This is a genomic window from Veillonella parvula (assembly GCF_024461875.1).
Taxonomy (GTDB): Bacteria; Bacillota; Negativicutes; order Veillonellales; family Veillonellaceae; genus Veillonella; species Veillonella parvula_I.
The window spans coordinates 1-20,207 of record NZ_JANGAL010000001.1 but is presented as its reverse complement, the minus strand read 5'-3'; the positions used below and the strand labels follow the sequence as shown (position 1 = coordinate 20,207).

Below are 20,207 nucleotides of genomic sequence, written 5' to 3'. Positions count from 1 at the left end.
TTTGCATAACAGATATTAAAAAATAGCATGATAAAAGGAGTTATAGGCGTTCCTCTAATTCCATCCACCGTTCAGTGAGCACATCTATTTGAGTCTGTGTTTCTTCTCGTTCATCCATCAGTGACTGCATTTTTTCATAATCAGTAGCCACTTGGCTTATCATAACATCGAGGCCCTTCACTAAATGTTCTAGCTTAGGCAATTCATCCATAATTTTGGCATACTCCGCTTCTTCTGCTTTATTGAGACCCTTCTTTGGTATTTCTTTGAAAGTATCTGTTTCATCACTAGCTACAACATTATCATTTCCAAGGGTATCTACCCTATTAGATTGATTATCAACAGAGTCATCGCTATCAGTCTCTCCACCTTCTACAGCTCGTACCACTTTGGAATTAGCCGGTATATTATCATTTGGCATATAGAATGGGCGCTTGCTGCCACTACTTTCATCAAGAGCATCTTTGTAGTCAGAATACGAGCCATGAACGATTTCAATATGCCCATCGCCGGTAAAGACAAACAGTTTATCCACTACGCGGTCTAGGAAGTACCGATCGTGGCAAACGGTGATGATGACGCCACTAAAGGAGTCAAGGAAATCCTCTAATACCTCCAATGTTGGAATATCAAGATCATTCGTCGGTTCGTCCAGCAATAATACGTTAGGGGCGCTCATCAACAATTTTAAGAGGTATAAACGACGACGTTCCCCGCCAGAGAGTTTTCGAATCGGTACACCATGTAATTCTGGGGTAAAAAGGAATCGCTCAAGGATTTGTCCTGCGCTCAATGTAGATCCATCACCGAGTACCATATAAGAGTGGTCCTCACGAATATAATCGAGAACGCGCATATCTTCATCAAATTCAGGTAGCTCTTGTTTAAAATGAGCAATACGAACGGTCTCACCTTTACCAATAGTACCTCTCGTCGCTTCGTAGGTGCCATCAAGGATATTCATAAAGGTAGACTTACCAACACCATTGGGCCCTACTATACCGATACGATCATGGCGTACCACATGATAGGTAAAGTCCTTAATCATAGGACGTTCATCAAAATAAAACTCTAAATGCTCAATATCAAAGATGGTTTTTCCTAAACGTGTCTTCAGCGCAATAGGATCCATTTGATCCGGACGGCGGGTTTTCTCCATATTCTTTAATTTTTCGTAACGGTCAAGACGAGCCTTTTGTTTTGTAGTTCTAGCCAGAGCACCACGACGTACCCATTCGATTTCTCGTTTTAAAAATTGACGTCGTTTTTCTTCCGTAGCAGCTTCACGAGCCTCTCGATCAGCTTTCAAGGCAATAAATTCTTCATAATTGCCATCGTATTGATACATATGACGATTTGATAGCTCTAAAATACCATTACATACGGAATCGAGGAAATATCTATCATGGGTACTGATTAATAATCCTCCTTGACGTACACTCAAATACGACTCTAGCCAATCAATACTATCTTCATCCAAATGGTTAGTCGGCTCATCTAGTAATAAAAGATCACATGGATATAGCAATGCTTGCCCCAATGCAAGACGACGCTTTTGCCCTCCTGATAACATAGCTACCTTTTGCTCCACATCAGGAAAGCCCAATTTAGATAAAATAATGCGCGCCTCTTGCTCTACCTGCCACCCGTCTTGTTGATCCATTTGCTCCAATGCATTCATATAGTTGCGAGATATTTTAGCATCGTCTTTACCAGACTCTTGCATTTGGCGATACTCACGACTAATACGTTCAAAAGCTTTTACCATTTGCAACCGAGGATGATTTCCATCAAGAACGGCCTCAAGCAAAGTAGCTTCCGCATCAAAATCAGGTGTCTGCGCTAAGTAATAAATGCTAGCCTTACCATTACGCTCAATGGTGCCTTTATCAGCTTCCATTTGTCCTGCTAATATTTTTAGAAATGTAGACTTACCCGTTCCATTGATGCCCACAAGACCTAATCGTTTTTCCGTGGTAAAAGTCATACTCACCTCTTTAAACAACAGCCTTGTGCCATATGATTTCTCTATGTTCTGTAAACTAATAACGTTCATATTCCGCTCCTATTTTGTAATTCTGTTATTTATTATACTACACATTACCATTGACAGTAACAGGCGCCCTCAGTAGAATAAACGTAACATATATATTCATGAGGAGGTCCACATGGCGACGGATATGGTTTTAGACTTTTATGAAAGTATCAACTTTGAACTTATCGACATTGATGGGTATGACACATTATTTACTGAGCTCTTAGAGGATGGCACGTATGCAACTGTGTCCGATGATGACGGCTATATGCCAGAGGACTTAGAGACACCAGTCGTATTCAATGTGTACGACGATAACGACTCCTTCCAATGGAGTGTTACCCTTGATGACTCTTACCAATTAAAAGATTTATTGGATGGTGCAGAAAGTACGGATGCTTTCTTAGTCACATTACAAAAACTTCGAAAAGAACATATTGAACAGTATCAATAGAAAAAAGCGATGGCCCTTTAGGTCATCGCTTTTTCTATATTGGTTAGCTAATTGCCTCTTGAGCTTTCACAAGCTCATCTTGTGCACTAGCATCTAAAATTTCAATGAGACTATTTACGATATCAGCAGCCCCATCCACATGCCATTCGCGAGCACGTTCAGACATTTGTTGAAGTCGCGGAGAATTAATTAACAGTGCAGTTACCACATCTTCTAAGTTGTGAATATCGCGAGCCCAACGAGCACATCCCCGTTGCTCTAACAGTTCTGCATTTGCCTCTTCCTGCCCTGGGATAGCATTAAAGAATACCATTGGCAATCCGATTGTAACAGCCTCCATACAGGTCAATGCACCAGGTTTTGTAACGAGCAAAGACGATGATTTCATGAGCTCAGAAATATTGGTAGTATAACCATATACGGTGGTCTTCGTCTTCATAGATTCACTAAGTACAACTAACGATTCGTAAAGAGACGTATTTTGTCCAGCTACAACGGTAATTTCACCAATACCATTTACTTCATCTAGATGTTTTAAAGCCGTCTCAAGAGAGCCTAAACCCAGGCCACCACCCATAACAAGAACTTTCACAGGTTCCTCTAAGCTATACTCTTCAATAGCATCACGGAAAAAAGATCGCCGCACTGGAATGCCAGATACATGAATACGAGATTCATCGATACCTGAAGCTACCATTTCAGGTACCATAGATTCTGTTGCAACATAGTAAACATCAATCTGTGGATAGAGCCAAAACTGATGACTACTAAAATCTGTCATAATAGCCACTAGTGGTACATCTATATGACCTTGACGTTTTAAAATCGATGCCGCCCCACAAGGAAATGGATGTGTAAAGACCATTACATCTGGCTCTTCTTGTTGTACCAGTTTAAGCATACGGCTTTTAAGTAGGTACGACAATGCGGTTTGCATAATAGTACCTCGTTTTTCCCCTTTTGATACGCGATAAATCATATCATAGAGCATAGGAAATACGTCAATCATCTTGATATAGGTACCCTTAATTAAATGCTCTACAGACATAGTTTCTGTATCAAGAAAATCAACATGGGTAATTGATGCTTGTGGCTCTTTTTCTTTCCAATATTCTTCTATGGCTCTTGCGGCTTGCATATGTCCAGTGCCGATTGAGGCAGACACGATGAGAACCTTCCTTGATGTTTCGTTATTCATAATGCACCCTTTCTCTGTGCATTATACCATAAATAGATAAAAAAAAGAGACCTCGAAAGGTCTCTTTCACATCCAATATGGATTATTTTTTGCGTTTTTTAGCTTTTGCAGCGTTAACTTGTTCTTTCAAACCTTTACCAGCTTTGAATGCAGGGGATTTGGAAGCTGCAATTGTGATAGTTTTACCGTTTTGTGGGTTACGGCCTTCACGAGCTGCGCGTTCACGAACTTCGAAAGTACCGAAGCCGATAACTTGTACTTTGCCACCAGCTGCTAATTCTTGAGCTACTGTGTCAAATACAGCTTTTACTGCTTTTTCAGCATCTTTTTTAGTTAATTCAGTTTTTTGTGCAACACTTGCGATTAATTCTGTTTTGTTCATGACAGAACCTCCTTAAAATTACAATACCTTAGAAGTGTATAAACCTCTAGGTTACTTTTCCTGCACTTTAGCCTCCTCCCAAAAAGCATCGAGCTCAGCTAATGAAAAGTCTTCCCATGAGCGATCGCTTTGGTTAACACAAGCTTCTACATGTAAAAAACGCTGTCGGAACTTTGTGTTTGTGCGATTTAGTGCATTTTCACCGCTTATTTTATACCATCTGAATAGATTAATCAAGGAAAAAAGCACATCTCCTGCTTCTTTTTCCATATTTTCTCTATCATTTTGGTCAATAGCCTCCTTAAATTCCCCCATTTCTTCGGAAACTTTAGCCCAAACAGGATCAAGCTCATCCCAGTCAAATCCTAGCTTTGCAGCCTTTTCTTGGAGCTTATAAGCCGCCATTAAAGCAGGTAAACTTTTCGATACACCATCCAATACAGAATTTTGAATATTTTTCTTTTCTTGTGCCTTTAATTCATCCCAAGTGTATGATTTTTCATCATTTTCTGGGCTAAAAACACGAGGATGACGACGAATCATTTTTTCAGCGACATCATTAATTACGTCTTGAAGTGTAAAATGACCAGCCTCCTCTGCCAATTGACTGTGAAAAACAACTTGCAATAATACATCACCTAATTCTTCACGAAGATTCGGCATATCTTTATTATCAATGGCATCTACCACTTCGTAGGTTTCCTCTATAAAATAGCGACGTAAAGATTCATGCGTTTGCTTTTGATCCCAAGGACAGCCATTTGGTGCACGCAAAGTTTTCACTACATCGACTAAAGGTTGAATATCAATATTGTTCTTCATATAGCTTTGCTTCCTCCCTATTGCGTTGAGCTTGTAAGCGCTTGCCTATGATTGGGAAATGGTATATATCATCTTTTACGACAGCTTTAGTAAGCCATAACGATAAACCATATACAAAAATAGCCACTACAATTGCTGCAGCCACAGCGCCACCATTGCCTAATAAATCAACAGTGCTCACATAGATGACTTGTGTAGCACCGCCCATGGCCATGGCAGATACTATTATTTTTAATAACTCTAATGTGTTGAGTACCGAACCTACATATCTTTTTACAAAAATATAATTAATAAGCGCTGCAATAGCAAAGTTTAAATTCGTCGCCCAAGCCGCACCATTAATGCCCAACTCAACACTGCCTGTCAACTCATAATCTAAGAATGTCTTCACTAATAAGCCGATAAAAATCGACACCATAGGAATTACTGTCCTTCCTAACCCTTGTAAAACACCTGCAGTAACCTGCTGCCATCCGAGGAACACAATACTCAAGCTAATAACAGCAATAACAGGCCCTGCGTGGGGTGTTGCATATATTAATTGCGATATTGGCGTAGCTAATACACAGAGACCAATACAGGCTGGAATCGTAAACATATTAGCAATTTTAATCGCCGTTTCCGCTCGTTTCAAGATGCGATGTACATCACCTTGAGTATGGGCCTCAGATACGGCTGGTACAAGACTAGCGGCTAAGGACGTAGTTAGAATAATTGGCAACCCAATCAGCGATGTTGCCATACCCGTTAAATAGCCAAATTGTGTGGTTGCTTCATTGAGATAGTATCCAATATCCATCAATCGTTTTGGGACGATAAATGTATCAATGAGTGATACCATAGGAAGCATAATATTCGCCATAGAAACAGGTATAGCAAGACTAAACAATCGTTTAACTACGGTGCCATTACTTTCACAAATAGCATTAGGATTCTGTTGTGAAAGCATCTTCTCTCGAACATTACGTTGTCGGTAGTAAAAATAAATTAATACCAGTAACCCTGCCAATACGCCTGGGAATGTAGCAAAAGTCGCACCACCTGCCGCCAAATGGAGTCCACGATCAATGAAGTAGTATGCCAAACCTACCATAGAAGACACGCGAAAGATTTGTTCAAATACTTGACTCGTACCAGTAGGCACCATATACTGGAAACCTTGGAAATACCCTCTAAAACAGCTCAGGATGGTCACTACAAAAATGGCTGGAGATAATAGCTGAATAGCAATTAAAGCACGTGGATCGGTGATGATTTGATTGTCTACGAGCCATTGCGCACTACCATATAAGGCCAAACTAAATACCAGCCCTAATATAGCGAGTACCCTTAAAGATACGGAAAATACTTGTTGTACGCCTCGCATATCATCATTAGCAAGTTTCTCTGCAATCATAATAGATATGGCTACAGGAATACCTGCAGCAGAAATACTAACGATAATTTGATAGATTGGATAGGCCATCATATATAGCCCAATTCCTTCACCACCTAAAATCCGTGCGATAAGAACCTTACTAAACGCACCAATGACCTTCACGATAATACCGGCTAAGGTTAAAATCATGGCTCCTTTTAAAAATCGATTCATAGGCCCTCCTTAGTCGGTGACTTGTGGCTAAGAGCCTTTATCACCGCTTCCGTAATGGTCAAAACAGAACCTTTCATGCCATTAAGATTCACATATAATGTGGCTGGCTTGGTGTCCATAAACTTCATTTTTTTCCATAAATCTTCTCGTACAGCCCCCATGTCCCAATCGGCCATTTTAGAATCGTCATACCAATGGATGGTGAGCTGCTTATCTCTACGGACGATACTTTTTATGCCCAGTAGGCGCGCTTGCTCTTTAATTTGAGCAATGCGCAACAAACGGTCTACTGGGTCGGTTGGTGTACCGAAGCGATCAATGAGCTCATCCGTCATATCATCGAGTTGCTCTTTAGATTTAATATGTAACAATCGTTGGTATACAGAAATCTTACGAGCACTATCTTTGATATATGCATCGTCAATAAAAGCATCTACCTCTAAATCGACGGCCGGATCAATGGATACATCTCGCTCAACTTCTTTATTTTGAGCCTTTGCAATCGCCTCTTCTAACATGCTCACATACATACCAAAGCCGACAGATGCGATATTACCATGTTGCTGTGAGCCTAAGAGATTACCTGCACCGCGAATCTCTAGATCTCTCATGGCTAACTTAAATCCTGCGCCGAGCTCGGTGAACTCCTCTATGGCTTTCAAACGCTTTTCAGCTGCCTCTGAAAGTATTTTATCTGGCCGATACATAAAGTATGCATAAGCACGTCTACGAGAACGGCCTACACGCCCTCGCATTTGGTATAGCTGAGATAAACCTAAACGATCCGCATCATAAATGATGATAGTATTGGCGTTAGGAATATCTAAGCCGGTTTCAATGATACTCGTGGACAAGAGCACATCATAATGACCTTCATAGAAATCGGTCATAATCTCCTCAATTTGACGGCCTGTCATCTGTCCATGAGCAACAGCATAACGCAAGCCAGGCAATGCGGATTCTAATAGTTCTCCCATGTGATTAATGGATGCGACACGGTTATATACGAAATAGACCTGTCCACCTCTTGCAAGTTCTCGTTTGATAGCATCTGCTATGAGATTCATATCGTATTCCACCACATAGGTTTGAACAGGCAATCGCTCCTCTGGCGGAGTATTGATAACAGACATTTCTCGAACGCCAACGAGGGACATATGTAAAGTCCGCGGAATCGGTGTAGCACTCAAAGTGAGTACATCGATATTGCTAGCCCACTCTTTCCACTTTTCTTTTTGTGCTACCCCAAAACGTTGCTCCTCGTCTACAACAAGCATTCCTAAGTCTTTGAATACCACCTTTTTGTTAAGTAATGAATGGGTTCCAATAAGAATATCAATAGATCCATCCTCTACGCCTTTAAGAATTTGTTTTTTCTCTGATGTAGTTCGGAATCGATTAAGCACATCTACTTTTACCCCAAATGGAGCAAAGCGATTCAAAAAAGTTTGGAAATGTTGCTGTGCTAAAACCGTAGTTGGTACAAGTACTGCCACTTGTTTTCCGCTCATAACGGCCTTGAAAATGGCGCGCATAGCCACTTCCGTTTTACCAAAACCTACATCACCAGCGAGCAGGCGATCCATAGGAACAGGTCTTTCCATGGATTCTTTAATCTCTGCGGTAGCCTGTAATTGGTCTTCCGTTTCCTCATATGGGAATGCATCTTCAAACTCTTGCTGCCATGGTTGGTCTGGCAAGAATGCAAAACCTTCTGTGATTTCTCGTTGTGCATATATCTCAACGAGTTTATCTGCTAAATCATCAATAGATTTTTTTGCCTTTGTAACAACCTTGCTCCAGTCACGGCCACCCATCTTATTAATACGTGGCACATCACCTTCGTTGCCAATATATTTTTGCAGTTGATCTAAATTATTAGCTGGTAAGAACAGTTTGTCCGTTCCAGCATAAGCAATCTCAATATAATCGCGGTGAATGCCTTCCGTCTCAATTGTTTTAAGACCAATATACTTGCCGATACCATGCATATTATGTACTACATAGTCACCAGGCGTTAAATCTGTAAAATAATTGATTTCTTGGCCCTTTTTAGGCTTATTACGAAGCTTGCGCTTTTGCTGTCCGTAAATATTACCTTCTACGACAACTACGAGATGGCTATTGGGCAATTCAAAACCATCTGTTAATAAGCCCTTTAAAATAACGACAGTGTTTGGCTTTGCTATCCATGTATCACTATGAATAAATGCAATATTCTCCCCTTCAAGGGCGCGCTCAATACCTTCTCGTCGTTGCTGATTATTTAGTACTAGTACCACTTGATGATTTAAACGATGCCATTGTTTAATTTCATCTGTTAATAGGGGAATTTGACGCTCAAAGCTCGTCATCGTCTTCCCTTGAATACCAATAGGGTTAAATCCAGTGAGACCAATAGAACGTTGTTGCATAAATGTGAAAGCCACTTGATTCGTAGCATCTACAGTGCGTTGTAGTTCATTCCAATCACAATGATTTTTCCGATGTGTAGGATCTTCTTTTAAGAATTTCTTTAATGCCTCTTGAATACGACCTGGCTCATCATAAATCAAAGTGCCATCTTTCACATAAGATAATAGAGTGCTATCCGCATCACTTTGACCAAGAAAGAAAGGCGTCACCGTATAGGATTCGATTTGTTCAATAGAACGTTGATTCTCAACAGAGAAGAAACGCAATGTATCAATCTCATCTCCAAAGAATTCAATACGAATCGGATGATCACTATTTACAGGATAAATATCCAAAATATCTCCGCGCACAGCAAAATGACCACGTTGTTCCACCTGGTCTACGCGTTCATATCCAATTGTTACGAGCTGTTCAAGAGCTACATCACGTTCAATTGCATCATTCAAAGCAAAATGCAACGATTGCCCCTTTAAATAATGAGGGGATACAACATATTGTGTAACCTCTTCAGCATTGGCAATGACTACTGCCGGCTCTTGCCATGCTAATAATGCTAATGCTCGCATTTGTGCACCTTGATTTTCAAGACTACGTGCTACAGTTGTAAAGTCTACATGATCTGTTATAGGAAATGATTGGACTGGCACATTAGGCCAAAAGAAAGCTAAATCTCGCTCCCACATCTCCTTATGATCCTTATCATGAACTACGATGACTACAGGCTTTTTAAGACCTGCAGAAAAAGCTTGATTTAAAAGGAAACTCTTTTGAGATCCACTAAGCCCATATATGACCGACTTTCCTTTACGCTGAAATGCGTTTAGCCCATCCACAAAGGATGGGTTCTGTGAAAGCAGTTTTGTTAATGTATTATTCATACTGCACCATATAGTATTACTATGATTGTATTAATTAAATAGTTCTAACTCATTTATTATAACATATAATGTAGTAGTTAATTCTGTACCTACCCTACTATTAAATTACAAGTGTTTATCGATATGAATATCCACATTAACTACTTAATTTTAGGCAAAAAAAATACACCTCTAAAGGTGCAATAAAGTTGGTGCGGGAGAAGGGACTTGAACCCCCACGCCGTAAGGCGCCAGATCCTAAGTCTGGTGCGTCTGCCAATTCCGCCACTCCCGCGTCTCAACTGAAATAATAATATCATGTATGGAATTCATCGTCAATCATTTTTTTATAAATGACTTAAAATTCATACATCTAAAAATAGATTCAAAGAAAAACAACTATCTAAACCTTATGATTTACGTAAACCTAAAACAAATTCTAAAACTAAAAAATCTTAACTCTACAATTGTATATCTATTAACGCTTAACGCCTCATCTAAACCTAAACTCTACAGGTCTCAATCTAAAAGATCTTACCGATAATTAATATTTGCAAAATAAAAAGAGACTGACCCAGAATCCGAACTACTAGAACCCTGGGTCAGCCTCTTTTTTAGGATGATGATGAATAAATGCATGCCCTACATTTACCATAAAATATATTAACAGTCATAACATATGTCATGCTGGTAATACCAAAAAGGTAATCCACCATGACCATAGCACGACATTTAGGTCGTATAGAACTAAAATCTAAATCAAATATAATGCAATTTAGATTCAATAGAACTAAAAAATCCTTTTTACGGGTACGTAAAAAGGAGCTATTAACTTCTCCTCCCTATCTCTCGTAGGTCAAATGGTGAATGTTGAATAGGCAGTTCTCCTGACTCGGCGTCATCGCTCATCTAGCCTTCCCAGTTTCCCAGTGACTTAATTTAGACTCGCTCGACCATACAGTGGCGGGACCGTGCCGGCCTTTAACCGGCTTCTCTATTATGCTTTTCAGCACCTATTCCCAAATATGATATTTTCTATGCCTTTATTCTAACAGTCTACATTCATTTAGTCAATACGGCAGTAGCATATTTATTAATAAAAAAATGCTATATAGGTCTGCCGTATTGTTATAACAAAATATAAAAAGTTTAACGATCTAATCATTAGCTTTATCCAACGCGATTTCTAAATAGCCATCCTGCTATGGACATGCTTATAATGATTAGGATAATCATAGGAATAAAATTAAACCAAATATCCGTCAATCCTGCACCTTCTAAATAAATCCTGCGCATTGCATCAACAGAAAACCGCATAGGATTTCCATATGTAAGATATTGCAATATTTTCGGCATGTTATGTACAGGTGTGATTAATCCGGACAATAATGCTAGTGGAAAAAGAAAGACAAAAACATATACGAGAACTTGCTGCATATTTTTTGCAATAGCCGAAATAGATAACCCCAATCCAATACTACTACTTATAAATGTAAACAACACGGCATACACAAGAAATATGTTGCCCCGAAATGGAACTTTAAACCAAAACATGGCTATTAATAACAATACAGTACTTTGAAACAGTCCTATTATCATGGGTGGTATAGACTTTGCAATCAAAATTTGCATAGATGATACGGGCGTCACCAATAATTGATCAAAGGTCCCCTGCTCTCGTTCTCTCGCCACAGATAAGCCCCCCAACATGATAACTTGTGTCATACTGATCAATATAACGAGACCTGTCAAGAAAGTCCAGGAAGACTGCTGATTTTCATTGTACCATGTACGAGATTCAATCGTGATTCCCTTATGCTCAACACCTAACCAAGTCTGATTGAATTGAGAAATGATTTGCCCCATATAGGCTGCTGCAAGACCTGAAGTCATTGTATTCGTTCCATTTACAATAACAGTAATAGATGTAGGTTGTTTAAGCTTTAAATTTTCTTCAAAATCCTGAGGTATGATAACCGCCATAATAACCTTGTTGGAGTCTATTAGTGGTGCGATTATATCCGGAGAGTTTGCAGATTGATACAGTTCAAAAACACCGGATGAATTAATAGTCGATTCTAATGCAGCTGCGGTCTGCGTATGACTTTCATCAATCAATACATAGGGAACCTTGTTGAGATTATAGGTTGCGGCGTAACCGAAGAGGAACCCTTGAATAATAACCGGTAACAGTAAGATTATACGAGTTTTCGGATCTTTAAAGGTGGCTAATAGCTCTTTCCATATGATGGAGACAATTTGATTCCAATACAGGCGCCAATTCATTATTCCACCTTCTTCCGCGTAATATAAATTGTCAATATTGTAAAGCAAATAGCAAAACCCGATAATACGGCACTATTTTTAATAATCAAATACCAGTTATTTCCACCTAGGAACAATGATTTCAGTAATTCTAAAAAATATGTAGGAGGTAAAAGCCGTGAAATATATTGAATCACCACAGGTTGTGAATGTGGATCAAATAAAAACCCCGTCAATATCAACGCCGGTAAAAAACTGGTAAGTAACGCCATTTGACAAGCTAAGAACTGTTTCTTCGTAAGCGCAGATATAAGTAGTCCCATATTTAAGGAAACAATCAAATACAATGTGGACACGATGCAGATGATCCATAAGGAACCACGCATAGGTACTTCATAAAAGAAATACGAAACACCGAGGCAAAACAACAGCCCCAATATGGCCAATACATAATAAGGCACTACCTTAGCCAAAATAATTTCAATAGGCTTAACTGGTGTAACGAATAAAGCCTCAAAAGTACCACGTTCCCATTCTCTAGCCATAACAACCGCCGTAAGAAAGACGGATACAATCGTCATGATAATCATGATGAGCCCAGGAATCAAAAACCAGGTACTTGTATTTGCTTCATTAAACCACATGCGATGGTTCATTGTTATATATCCACCACGTAGCATAAACGGAATATTCTTAACGGCCCATAAATTAATAGCTGAGTTTACATAACTTTCTATGCTCATCGCTACCGAAGTATCGACACCGTAGTAAATTCCCTGCACTTTCCCTTGTCCACGCATAACTTGAGCAGAAAAGTCCTGTGGAATCACCAATATGGCATCTACCTTTCGTTTTTCCATCAATAGTTCCGCCGTTTTTCTATCGCGAACCGCTATAGGTTGAAAGTACTCAGAGCCGTATAAGGAGTCATACACACTCTGGGTCATAGAATCTTGCCGTTCCATAACCACTGCTATCGGCACGTGTTTAACATCCAAAGTAACCCCTGAGCCGATGAGGATAATAAGTAGTATAGGTAGCACAACACCCAACAAAATAGTGCTAGGGTCGCGCAATACTTGTAAGGTCTCCTTGTATACCAATGAGGAAAACCGTCTTATAAATCCGTTCATACGTCATCCTCCTGTTCCCGTTTTTTTAGTATGACGGAGATAAACGCTTCATCCATAGTACAATTCTCATCGCCGGCAATCCGTCTAACTTCATCAGGTGTTCCCAGTACAACGAGTTTTCCTGCATCTTGAATCATAATACGGTCACAATATTCCGATTCATCCATAAAATGAGTCGTAATAATAATCGTTGTTCCTCGCCTTGATAAAGAAGTAATCTGTCGCCAGAAATTACGCCGTGTAAGAGGATCAATACCACTTGTGGGCTCATCCAAAAAAAGAATTTTAGGCTCATGCATTAAGGCAGCCGCCATGGACAAGCGCTGTTTATAACCACCAGGCAAATCACCGGCTATCATATCTCGCACATCATTTAGACGAAACTCCTTGATAACAGCTTCTATTCGATCATCCTTTTTTTGACTGTACAAACCGTACACACCAGCAAAAAATTCTAGATTTTCCATAACGGACAAATTGCCGTACAAAGAAAACTTTTGCGCTACATATCCGAAATTGCTTCTTGCTGCCGTACGAGATTTAACGACATCAACACCGGCTACACGTAAATCCCCGCTCGTTACAGGTAATAATCCACACAACATACGAAATGTCGTCGTCTTGCCGGCTCCGTTTGGTCCAAGCAATCCGAATACTTCTCCGCGCTGCACCGTAAATGATGTATTAGCTACCGCCGTAAAATCACCGAATGTCCTCACCAAATGAGATACGGAAATTTCTACTGGACGCTCAACCATTTCATTTGGGGACAACAAACGTTTTCGTTCTTTCTCTATCACACTTTCATTCAAATCCATATCGATACTATCTAAAGGCTCAGCCCCTTGTTTTGAGGCAATTTCATCCTCTTTTAACAACATCATAAAGGTATCTTCCAAACGGCTCTGAACTGGTTGTTCCTCCATACCGTACTCGCTAAGCCAAGGAATCGAAAGCATTTCTTTTGTTTTTATGTACCTCACGGCACCGGCCTCTGGAACGGCATCCGCCACGCATTTCCTGTCATCCATCAATGCGGCCTGTACATTTCTCATGCTCAACGACTTCGGAATCTTTACCTGAAAGCATCGTTCCTCAGACATTTGAGTCAACTCATGCGGTGTCCCAGTTGCTAAAAAGTGCCCCTTATTGAGGACGAAAACATCTTTACAACGCTCCGCCTCATCTAAGTATGCAGTGCTAACAAGTACGCTAATTCCATCTGTACGTACTAACGACTCTAAGATTTCCCATAACTCCCGCCTTGAAAATGGATCTACCCCTACGGTAGGCTCATCGAGCAATAAAAGCTCCGGAGAACGCACCAATGTACAGGCTAGGCTAAGCTTTTGCTTCATACCACCTGACAATTTACCGGCTTGACGCTTAGTAAATTTGGCTAGCCCCGTCATATGTAGTAATTTTTCAAACCGCTCCGTTCTCACATGCAAAGGAATACCGTGTAAATCTGCATAGAGATTCATGTTTTCACTGACGGATAATTCCTCATAAAGCCCAAACTTCTGAGGCATATAACTAAGTCTATCTTGAACTGCCTGTGAATGTGCTTTCACATCCATTCCGAGGACATCTAAAGAACCAGACGTGGCATCCAATAAACCGGCTATCAAACGAATCAAAGTCGTTTTCCCCGCCCCATCTGGCCCGACCAACGCAGTTAAACAGCCTTTTCGAATTTTAAAATCCAAATGGTCCAATGCTATTATAGGATCATCTCCGACAAGGGGAAATTCTTTATATAATTGTGACGCTTCGATTGCATATACATCATTCACCGCACACCTCTATATATCAATGGAAACAGTGGCAGGCATTCCTAAACGGAGACGATTATCAGGATCATCTACATATACCCGCACTTCATATACAAGTGTAGTACGCACATCCTTCGTTTCTACCGATTTAGGTGTAAATTCCGCTACGGAGGATATATATCCGATTGTACCGTGAATCGGTTCATTCTTATTGGTATCCGTCGTCACATTCGCATCCATACCGTTATAAATTTTTCCTAAATCCCGTTCGTTCACATATACACGTACCCATTTCTTAGTATTCTCAGCCAATTTAAATACAGGTGTATTCGGTGAAGCCATATCACCGACCTGTAATAATCGGGCCGTTATAACACCGTCTATAGGAGCTGTTAATACGGTTTGGTTTAACAAAAACTCCTGACGGGCCAGTTCGCTTTTCATCGCATCCAATTGGGCTTGGGCCTGTGCTATATCTTCCTGTCTTGGCCCTGCGACAGCTAAATTGTATGCTTGCTGAGCCTCGTTTAATTTGGCTTCCGATACTTTCACCTTCGCCTGTATATCATCTACAGACTGTCGACTAACGGCCTTACCATTTGAAGCATTATAGGATTTTTGTAACTTCTCTGCTTCCTGTTTCGATTGAGCTAACGCAGCTTCTGCAGATGTAACTCGTGCCGATGCTTGAGCGATTTCTTCTGGTCTACTGCCGGCCTGCAACTTGGCCACTATAGCGTCCTGTGCTGCAATGGTAGCCTTAGCCTGCTGTACAGTAAGATTCAATTCATCAGAATATAAATACCCCAAAATCTGCCCTTGGCTCACCACCGCACCTTCATCCACCAAAAGGCTGGCAATCCGGTCACTTCCTCGAAATGCAACATTAACTTCACGCAGATTCACATTGCCTTGCAACACAATATGATGAGAGGCAATGTACGCTTCGTATTGATTATAAGCATAATAACTTACTCCACCCAAAATTATTAGAAAGGCAATCATTATACCTGCGCACTTTTTTCTATTATTCGCCATCCACCCTTTAAGGACATCAAGTTTCTCTTTCATAATCATTCCCCGTTTCTCACACTATTTCTTAGCATGCGAGTCCGCCTCTGCCTCCTGATCCATGTCCATGGCTTCCCAACCACCGCCTAAGGATTTGAATAAACGAACGGTATCAGCAAACTCTTGCCCCCGACTCATGATATATTGCCGCCTTGCAGACAATACATTTCTTCGTGCATCAAGAACACTTAAGTAATCGCTAAGACCGGAGTCAAAATTGGTTTGCGCCAAAGATTCCGCTTGCTGTGCAGATTCTACAGCAGATTTCAATTCCTCAGACTTAATATGATCCTGAGATGCATCCGTTACCGCATTTCGGACCTCTCCTACAGCTTTCAAAACAGTCTCTTCGTAAAGTGCCAAGTATTCCTGTTCCTTTTCCGTTTGTACTTTTATATTCTTACGAATAGCACCGGCATTGAAAATAGGCATAGTGATAGATGGTCCTATTCCTATCATTTTACCGATAGCCGAAATAAGACCTCCCGATGAAAACGACTCCAAGCCTATACTGCCATTTAGTGAAAATCTAGGTTTAAGATCAGCCTTTGCAGCCTTGGTTTTCTGTTGTTGCGCCGCAATACGTCGTTCCGCCGCCTGAATATCAGGCCGTTGTCGTAAAGCTTCCGCCGGTATGCCGATAAATATGTGTGGATTCACCGTAGGTAATGAAGTATTTTCAATCAATAACCCGTCAATCTCGCCTGGAACTGTTCCTGTCAATATAGAAAGAGCAGCCATTGTGGAAGCTATATTTTTCTTTAATGAAGGAATCTCCGCTTGAGTCTGAGATAATGCATATGTAGCCTGTTGCACAGGTAATTTATTAATAATACCAGACTGATTATTTATCTTAATCAGTTCCAACGCTTCCTGTTGACGCTTCACATCATCTTCTGTTATGCGCAATTGCTCCTGTAAAGTTCTTAACGACATATACTGTAATGCGGTTTCCGCGCTCAAAGATACCCAGGTGGAATATAAATCCGCCTGTGATGCTTGTAACGAATTCGATGCAGCTCGTGATTTTGCTTTTTGTCTTCCGAATATATCAATTTCCCATCGCGCATCAATTCCCAATTTACCGGTTTCTACATTTCTCGTCATCTTATCAGATATAGGTAAATTCTTTATCGCTTCTCGGTCTGAATCCCATTCACCCTGACCTCTATTAGCCGACCATGAACCGGAAGCATCTAGCCAAGGTAATCGCTGTGCTTCAGCAATACCCAACTGTAACCGTCCTTGTCTAACTCGAGAACGAGCTACCTCTAACTGCCGATTATTTTTGAGGGTCAAATCAATTAATTGATCCAATACGGGATCATTAAAAACCTTCCACCAGTGGGCTAACTCTTCTTCACTGACCGCGTTCCCTTCCACAACCGCATACGGTAAGGGATGTTTTCCCGCTTCTTCTACCCAAGAATGTTCATTCAATTCTTTAGTTGCTTTTTGTTTCTCTGAAAGCTTAGTCTCATCAGCAGCAGTACTCTTTTTCTTCTTTTTTTTGCCATCTTTGTAATACGATGCAATAACAGGACTGCCTTGGTCAGAATCGTCAACAGTTTTTTCAGACTTATGCTGTATTATCGTATTATCTCGACGCGTTTGATTCGTATCTCTATTTGATTGACTAAAGCTGATGCCAGCGCTAGCACTCCAAGCCCCTAATGCTAAACATATATAAACAATTAAAAGTTGTTTTCTATTCGTCTTCATAGCAAACCTCTTTTCATTTCCATATATATCAGTATCATTATATGTTCATCTTATAATATAAAACCATTATGTATCAATAATATGAAGTATCATTTCAATCTAACTTGAGTTTTATCGAACTTTCACATAAAATAAAAATGTATTAATATAATTCAAGTGGAGGCGATTATGTATATCGGTGAAATCATTAAAAGCTATCGCGAACAACATAATATGACAGTTGAAGAATTCGCAAATAAATCGAATCTAAGTCAAGCAGAAATCACCCAATTGGAAGAATTATTTCAAAGCGATGGAACAACACCTTATCCTGTTGCAATGCGACAAATTAAAAGTATAGCTGAAGCCATCGAACAGCCAATCCCCATCATTATGAATCTTATTTCTGCAGATCAAGAAATTGTCGTTAACGTAGTAGCTGAATCAGATCAGCCACATGCGAAATAATAAAACTTAGTTAATTAAATAAAGATCATTAGCTCATAAAAGGACCCTACATAAATATGTAGGGTCCTTTATATACATATAAAAAGCAAAATAAAAAAGCACCACATTACTGTGATGCTTTAATTTGGTGACCCAGAAGGGATTCGAACCCCTGGCCTTTTGATTCGTAGTCAAACGCTCTATCCAGCTGAGCTACTGAGTCATGTACAAGGTACTCACTTATATTAACATAATGATTGCGGCTACGCAAGCATTTTTTAATATTTTTTGAGTAATTTTATGGACATGCGGCCCGAAGACCGCCATCCAAATTTTGGCAGGGGCAGTAGGACTTGAACCCACAACCAACGGTTTTGGAGACCGCTACTCTACCAATTGAGCTATACCCCTATATTCATCAAGCTTTGCTTGATACTTGATTAGTTTAACAAATATTACATACTATGTCAAGAAATATAGGCTTATTAATCAATAAATAATAAGAAATATTAAAGGAAAAGAGCCCTCTTTCAAGGGCTCTTATGTCTACCTAACTTTTACCTTTATATATACGGGAGATGGTATATATAATTAGAGAGTTTTGTATATGTATTGTTTTGTTTATACACAGGGAGAGTATTGTTGTGTATTTAAGTGTTGTTTTATGTGTTGTATTGTTTTGTGTTGTTTGTATTATTTGTAAAAGGGACAGGTAAAAGTTATTAGTAGTAGACCTCCATTTCCTTAGTTGATCTCAATCAACTATAGCTAGTATATAGATAGTTCGTGAAAACATAGTGAAAGTGATATGAAATATAATTAAAACGAGTAATTTTTGGTACATTTTGGTATATTATTAAATATCAGAAAGATAGCTATAAAGCACGTATTTACTAGGCTAGATAGGGACCTATATAAAAAAGTGATAATTCTATGCATGAATAGAATATGTAATAAATAGTAATTATTAAAATTTATAATTGAACCTCCATTAATTATTTAATCTCAATTAATTGAAAAATATGATTAAAAAATAATGAAATAATTAATACAGTAAACCGGTCATCGCTCTAGCATTTCTATCTTCTACATCCCCACTCATCAGATTTTCTAGTAGAAGAAAAGCCATACATAAAAAAGACACCCCCCTTATGTGTGCCTTCAATCAATCAGCGACTTTCTATCAATCCTCACTGTGGATTTTCCTTCACTGCTTTGCAGCTCGGTAAATCTTACGGTCAGAAGAAGGTGATGTGTGGGCCCCATACGTCGTTTAATCCTAATTACTTTTCGCTTGCCCTACTTGCTTCCTCACTGTGGATTTTCCTTCACTGCTTTGCAGCTCGGTAAATCTTACGTTCGGAAGAAAGCGATGCAGTGAATCTGTCGTCGTTTCACTCCTCCATCTTCTACTGCCCTGCTTTTCCCAAGGCCGTCTTACACAGACACGCAGATAGATATAACCTCTACAACCTTGGCTGGAGACGGTTCTAGCAAGGTTAGCTAGTCGAAGACTAGCAAAAAGAAAAGGCCTACCATTCGGTAGACCTTTTCTTTTCGTTAATCAGCAGCTTCCTATCCTCCCAGGCCGTCTCCAGCCAAGTACTTTCGGCGTTTATGAGCTTAACTACTGTGTTCGAGATGGGAACAGGTGGATCCTCATAGCCATCGCCACTGAATCTGTCAGAGTTTGTACTCTGAAAACCACATAGAAGTTATATATATTTGTTTGCACATTTCTGCTCAATGTTTTATTGTATGTTGCGTCCCATACTCAAAGTACACGTCTGGAGGATTGCGTCGAAGCCTGTGGATTTCACATCGTGAAATCTTACGTTTCGACGTAAGCGACTCCACGCAACTTGTGCGTCGCGTTGCTCCTTCAAGTTGGTTACGCTGCTTAAGTAAAGCCCTCGATCGATTAGTACCAGTCAGCTCCAAACCTCACGGCTCTTCCACACCTGGCCTATCTACCATGTCGTCTACATGGGATCTTACTAGCTTACGCTATGAGAAACCTCATCTCAAGGCTGGTTTCACGCTTAGATGCTTTCAGCGTTT

The 20,207-nt window shown here is 40.0% G+C and carries 13 protein-coding genes, 3 tRNA genes, 2 rRNA genes, 1 pseudogene and 1 riboswitch; of the genes and pseudogenes, 2 read left to right on the top strand and 17 right to left on the bottom strand.

Annotation, left to right across the window (positions count from 1 at the left end; translation table 11 throughout):
• Positions 1 to 40: 40 nt before the first annotated feature.
• Positions 41 to 2,056 carry an ABC-F family ATP-binding cassette domain-containing protein gene (locus tag NE668_RS00090; protein WP_227037147.1) on the bottom strand — a complete coding sequence of 672 codons (2,016 nt, stop codon included), beginning with the start codon at positions 2,054 to 2,056 and terminating at the stop codon, positions 41 to 43.
• Between the two features lie 112 nt (positions 2,057 to 2,168).
• On the opposite strand from NE668_RS00090, the gene NE668_RS00085 reads away from it, so the two are divergent.
• Complete coding sequence (locus NE668_RS00085) at positions 2,169 to 2,489, top strand: hypothetical protein (RefSeq protein WP_008714437.1); 321 nt, start codon at positions 2,169 to 2,171, stop codon at positions 2,487 to 2,489.
• Between the two features lie 43 nt (positions 2,490 to 2,532).
• Here the strand turns inward: NE668_RS00085 and NE668_RS00080 are convergent, their stop codons facing one another.
• The 12 genes and pseudogenes from NE668_RS00080 to NE668_RS00030 form a co-directional block, all read right to left on the bottom strand.
• Positions 2,533 to 3,687, bottom strand: a complete 1,155-nt coding sequence (locus NE668_RS00080) for an MGDG synthase family glycosyltransferase (RefSeq protein WP_008714438.1) — start codon at positions 3,685 to 3,687, stop codon at positions 2,533 to 2,535.
• 82 nt (positions 3,688 to 3,769) lie between these two features.
• Entirely contained in the window at positions 3,770 to 4,069 is a 300-nt protein-coding gene (gene hbs / locus NE668_RS00075) for a non-specific DNA-binding protein Hbs (protein WP_004696710.1), read from the bottom strand.
• A 51-nt stretch (positions 4,070 to 4,120) separates the two neighbouring features.
• A complete protein-coding gene (gene mazG / locus NE668_RS00070) occupies positions 4,121 to 4,891 on the bottom strand; it encodes a nucleoside triphosphate pyrophosphohydrolase (RefSeq protein ID WP_008601616.1) in 771 nt (256 codons plus the stop codon).
• Positions 4,875 to 6,482, bottom strand: a complete 1,608-nt coding sequence (locus NE668_RS00065) for a putative polysaccharide biosynthesis protein (RefSeq protein WP_227037148.1) — start codon at positions 6,480 to 6,482, stop codon at positions 4,875 to 4,877. The genes mazG and NE668_RS00065 overlap by 17 nt, the downstream gene beginning before the upstream one ends.
• Positions 6,479 to 9,775, bottom strand: coding sequence for a transcription-repair coupling factor (mfd, locus tag NE668_RS00060; RefSeq protein WP_227037149.1), 3,297 nt, complete (start codon positions 9,773 to 9,775; stop codon positions 6,479 to 6,481). Before mfd ends, NE668_RS00065 begins: the two co-directional genes overlap by 4 nt.
• A gap of 189 nt (positions 9,776 to 9,964) precedes the next feature.
• A tRNA-Leu gene (locus NE668_RS00055) sits at positions 9,965 to 10,049 on the bottom strand.
• Positions 10,050 to 10,614: 565 nt separating this feature from the next.
• Positions 10,615 to 10,786, bottom strand: a riboswitch (cobalamin riboswitch).
• 138 nt (positions 10,787 to 10,924) lie between these two features.
• The gene (locus NE668_RS00050) at positions 10,925 to 12,040 is read right to left on the bottom strand and encodes an ABC transporter permease (protein WP_101928792.1); all 1,116 of its coding nucleotides are present in this window, start codon (positions 12,038 to 12,040) and stop codon (positions 10,925 to 10,927) included.
• The gene (locus NE668_RS00045) at positions 12,040 to 13,152 is read right to left on the bottom strand and encodes an ABC transporter permease (protein WP_024061120.1); all 1,113 of its coding nucleotides are present in this window, start codon (positions 13,150 to 13,152) and stop codon (positions 12,040 to 12,042) included. The genes NE668_RS00050 and NE668_RS00045 overlap by 1 nt, the downstream gene beginning before the upstream one ends.
• Positions 13,149 to 13,910 carry an ABC transporter ATP-binding protein gene (locus NE668_RS10390; RefSeq protein WP_371745236.1) on the bottom strand — a complete coding sequence of 254 codons (762 nt, stop codon included), beginning with the start codon at positions 13,908 to 13,910 and terminating at the stop codon, positions 13,149 to 13,151. Before NE668_RS10390 ends, NE668_RS00045 begins: the two co-directional genes overlap by 4 nt.
• A gap of 450 nt (positions 13,911 to 14,360) precedes the next feature.
• A pseudogene (locus NE668_RS10385) lies at positions 14,361 to 14,948 on the bottom strand (ABC transporter ATP-binding protein); the annotation flags it as partial.
• Between the two features lie 9 nt (positions 14,949 to 14,957).
• Complete coding sequence (locus tag NE668_RS00035) at positions 14,958 to 15,998, bottom strand: HlyD family secretion protein (protein ID WP_227037151.1); 1,041 nt, start codon at positions 15,996 to 15,998, stop codon at positions 14,958 to 14,960.
• 21 nt (positions 15,999 to 16,019) lie between these two features.
• A complete protein-coding gene (locus NE668_RS00030; protein ID WP_256195302.1) occupies positions 16,020 to 17,720 on the bottom strand; it encodes an efflux transporter outer membrane subunit in 1,701 nt (566 codons plus the stop codon).
• Between the two features lie 168 nt (positions 17,721 to 17,888).
• Between NE668_RS00030 and NE668_RS00025 the strand changes: the two genes are divergently transcribed.
• The gene (locus NE668_RS00025) at positions 17,889 to 18,167 is read left to right on the top strand and encodes a helix-turn-helix domain-containing protein (protein ID WP_004696724.1); all 279 of its coding nucleotides are present in this window, start codon (positions 17,889 to 17,891) and stop codon (positions 18,165 to 18,167) included.
• 125 nt (positions 18,168 to 18,292) lie between these two features.
• Here the strand turns inward: NE668_RS00025 and NE668_RS00020 are convergent.
• The 4 genes from NE668_RS00020 to NE668_RS00005 form a co-directional block, all read right to left on the bottom strand.
• A tRNA-Arg gene (locus tag NE668_RS00020) sits at positions 18,293 to 18,369 on the bottom strand.
• Between the two features lie 112 nt (positions 18,370 to 18,481).
• Positions 18,482 to 18,557 (bottom strand) — tRNA-Trp (locus NE668_RS00015).
• Positions 18,558 to 19,708: 1,151 nt separating this feature from the next.
• Positions 19,709 to 19,825, bottom strand: a 5S ribosomal RNA gene (rrf, locus tag NE668_RS00010).
• A gap of 221 nt (positions 19,826 to 20,046) precedes the next feature.
• A 23S ribosomal RNA gene (locus NE668_RS00005) occupies positions 20,047 to 20,207 on the bottom strand; the annotation flags it as partial.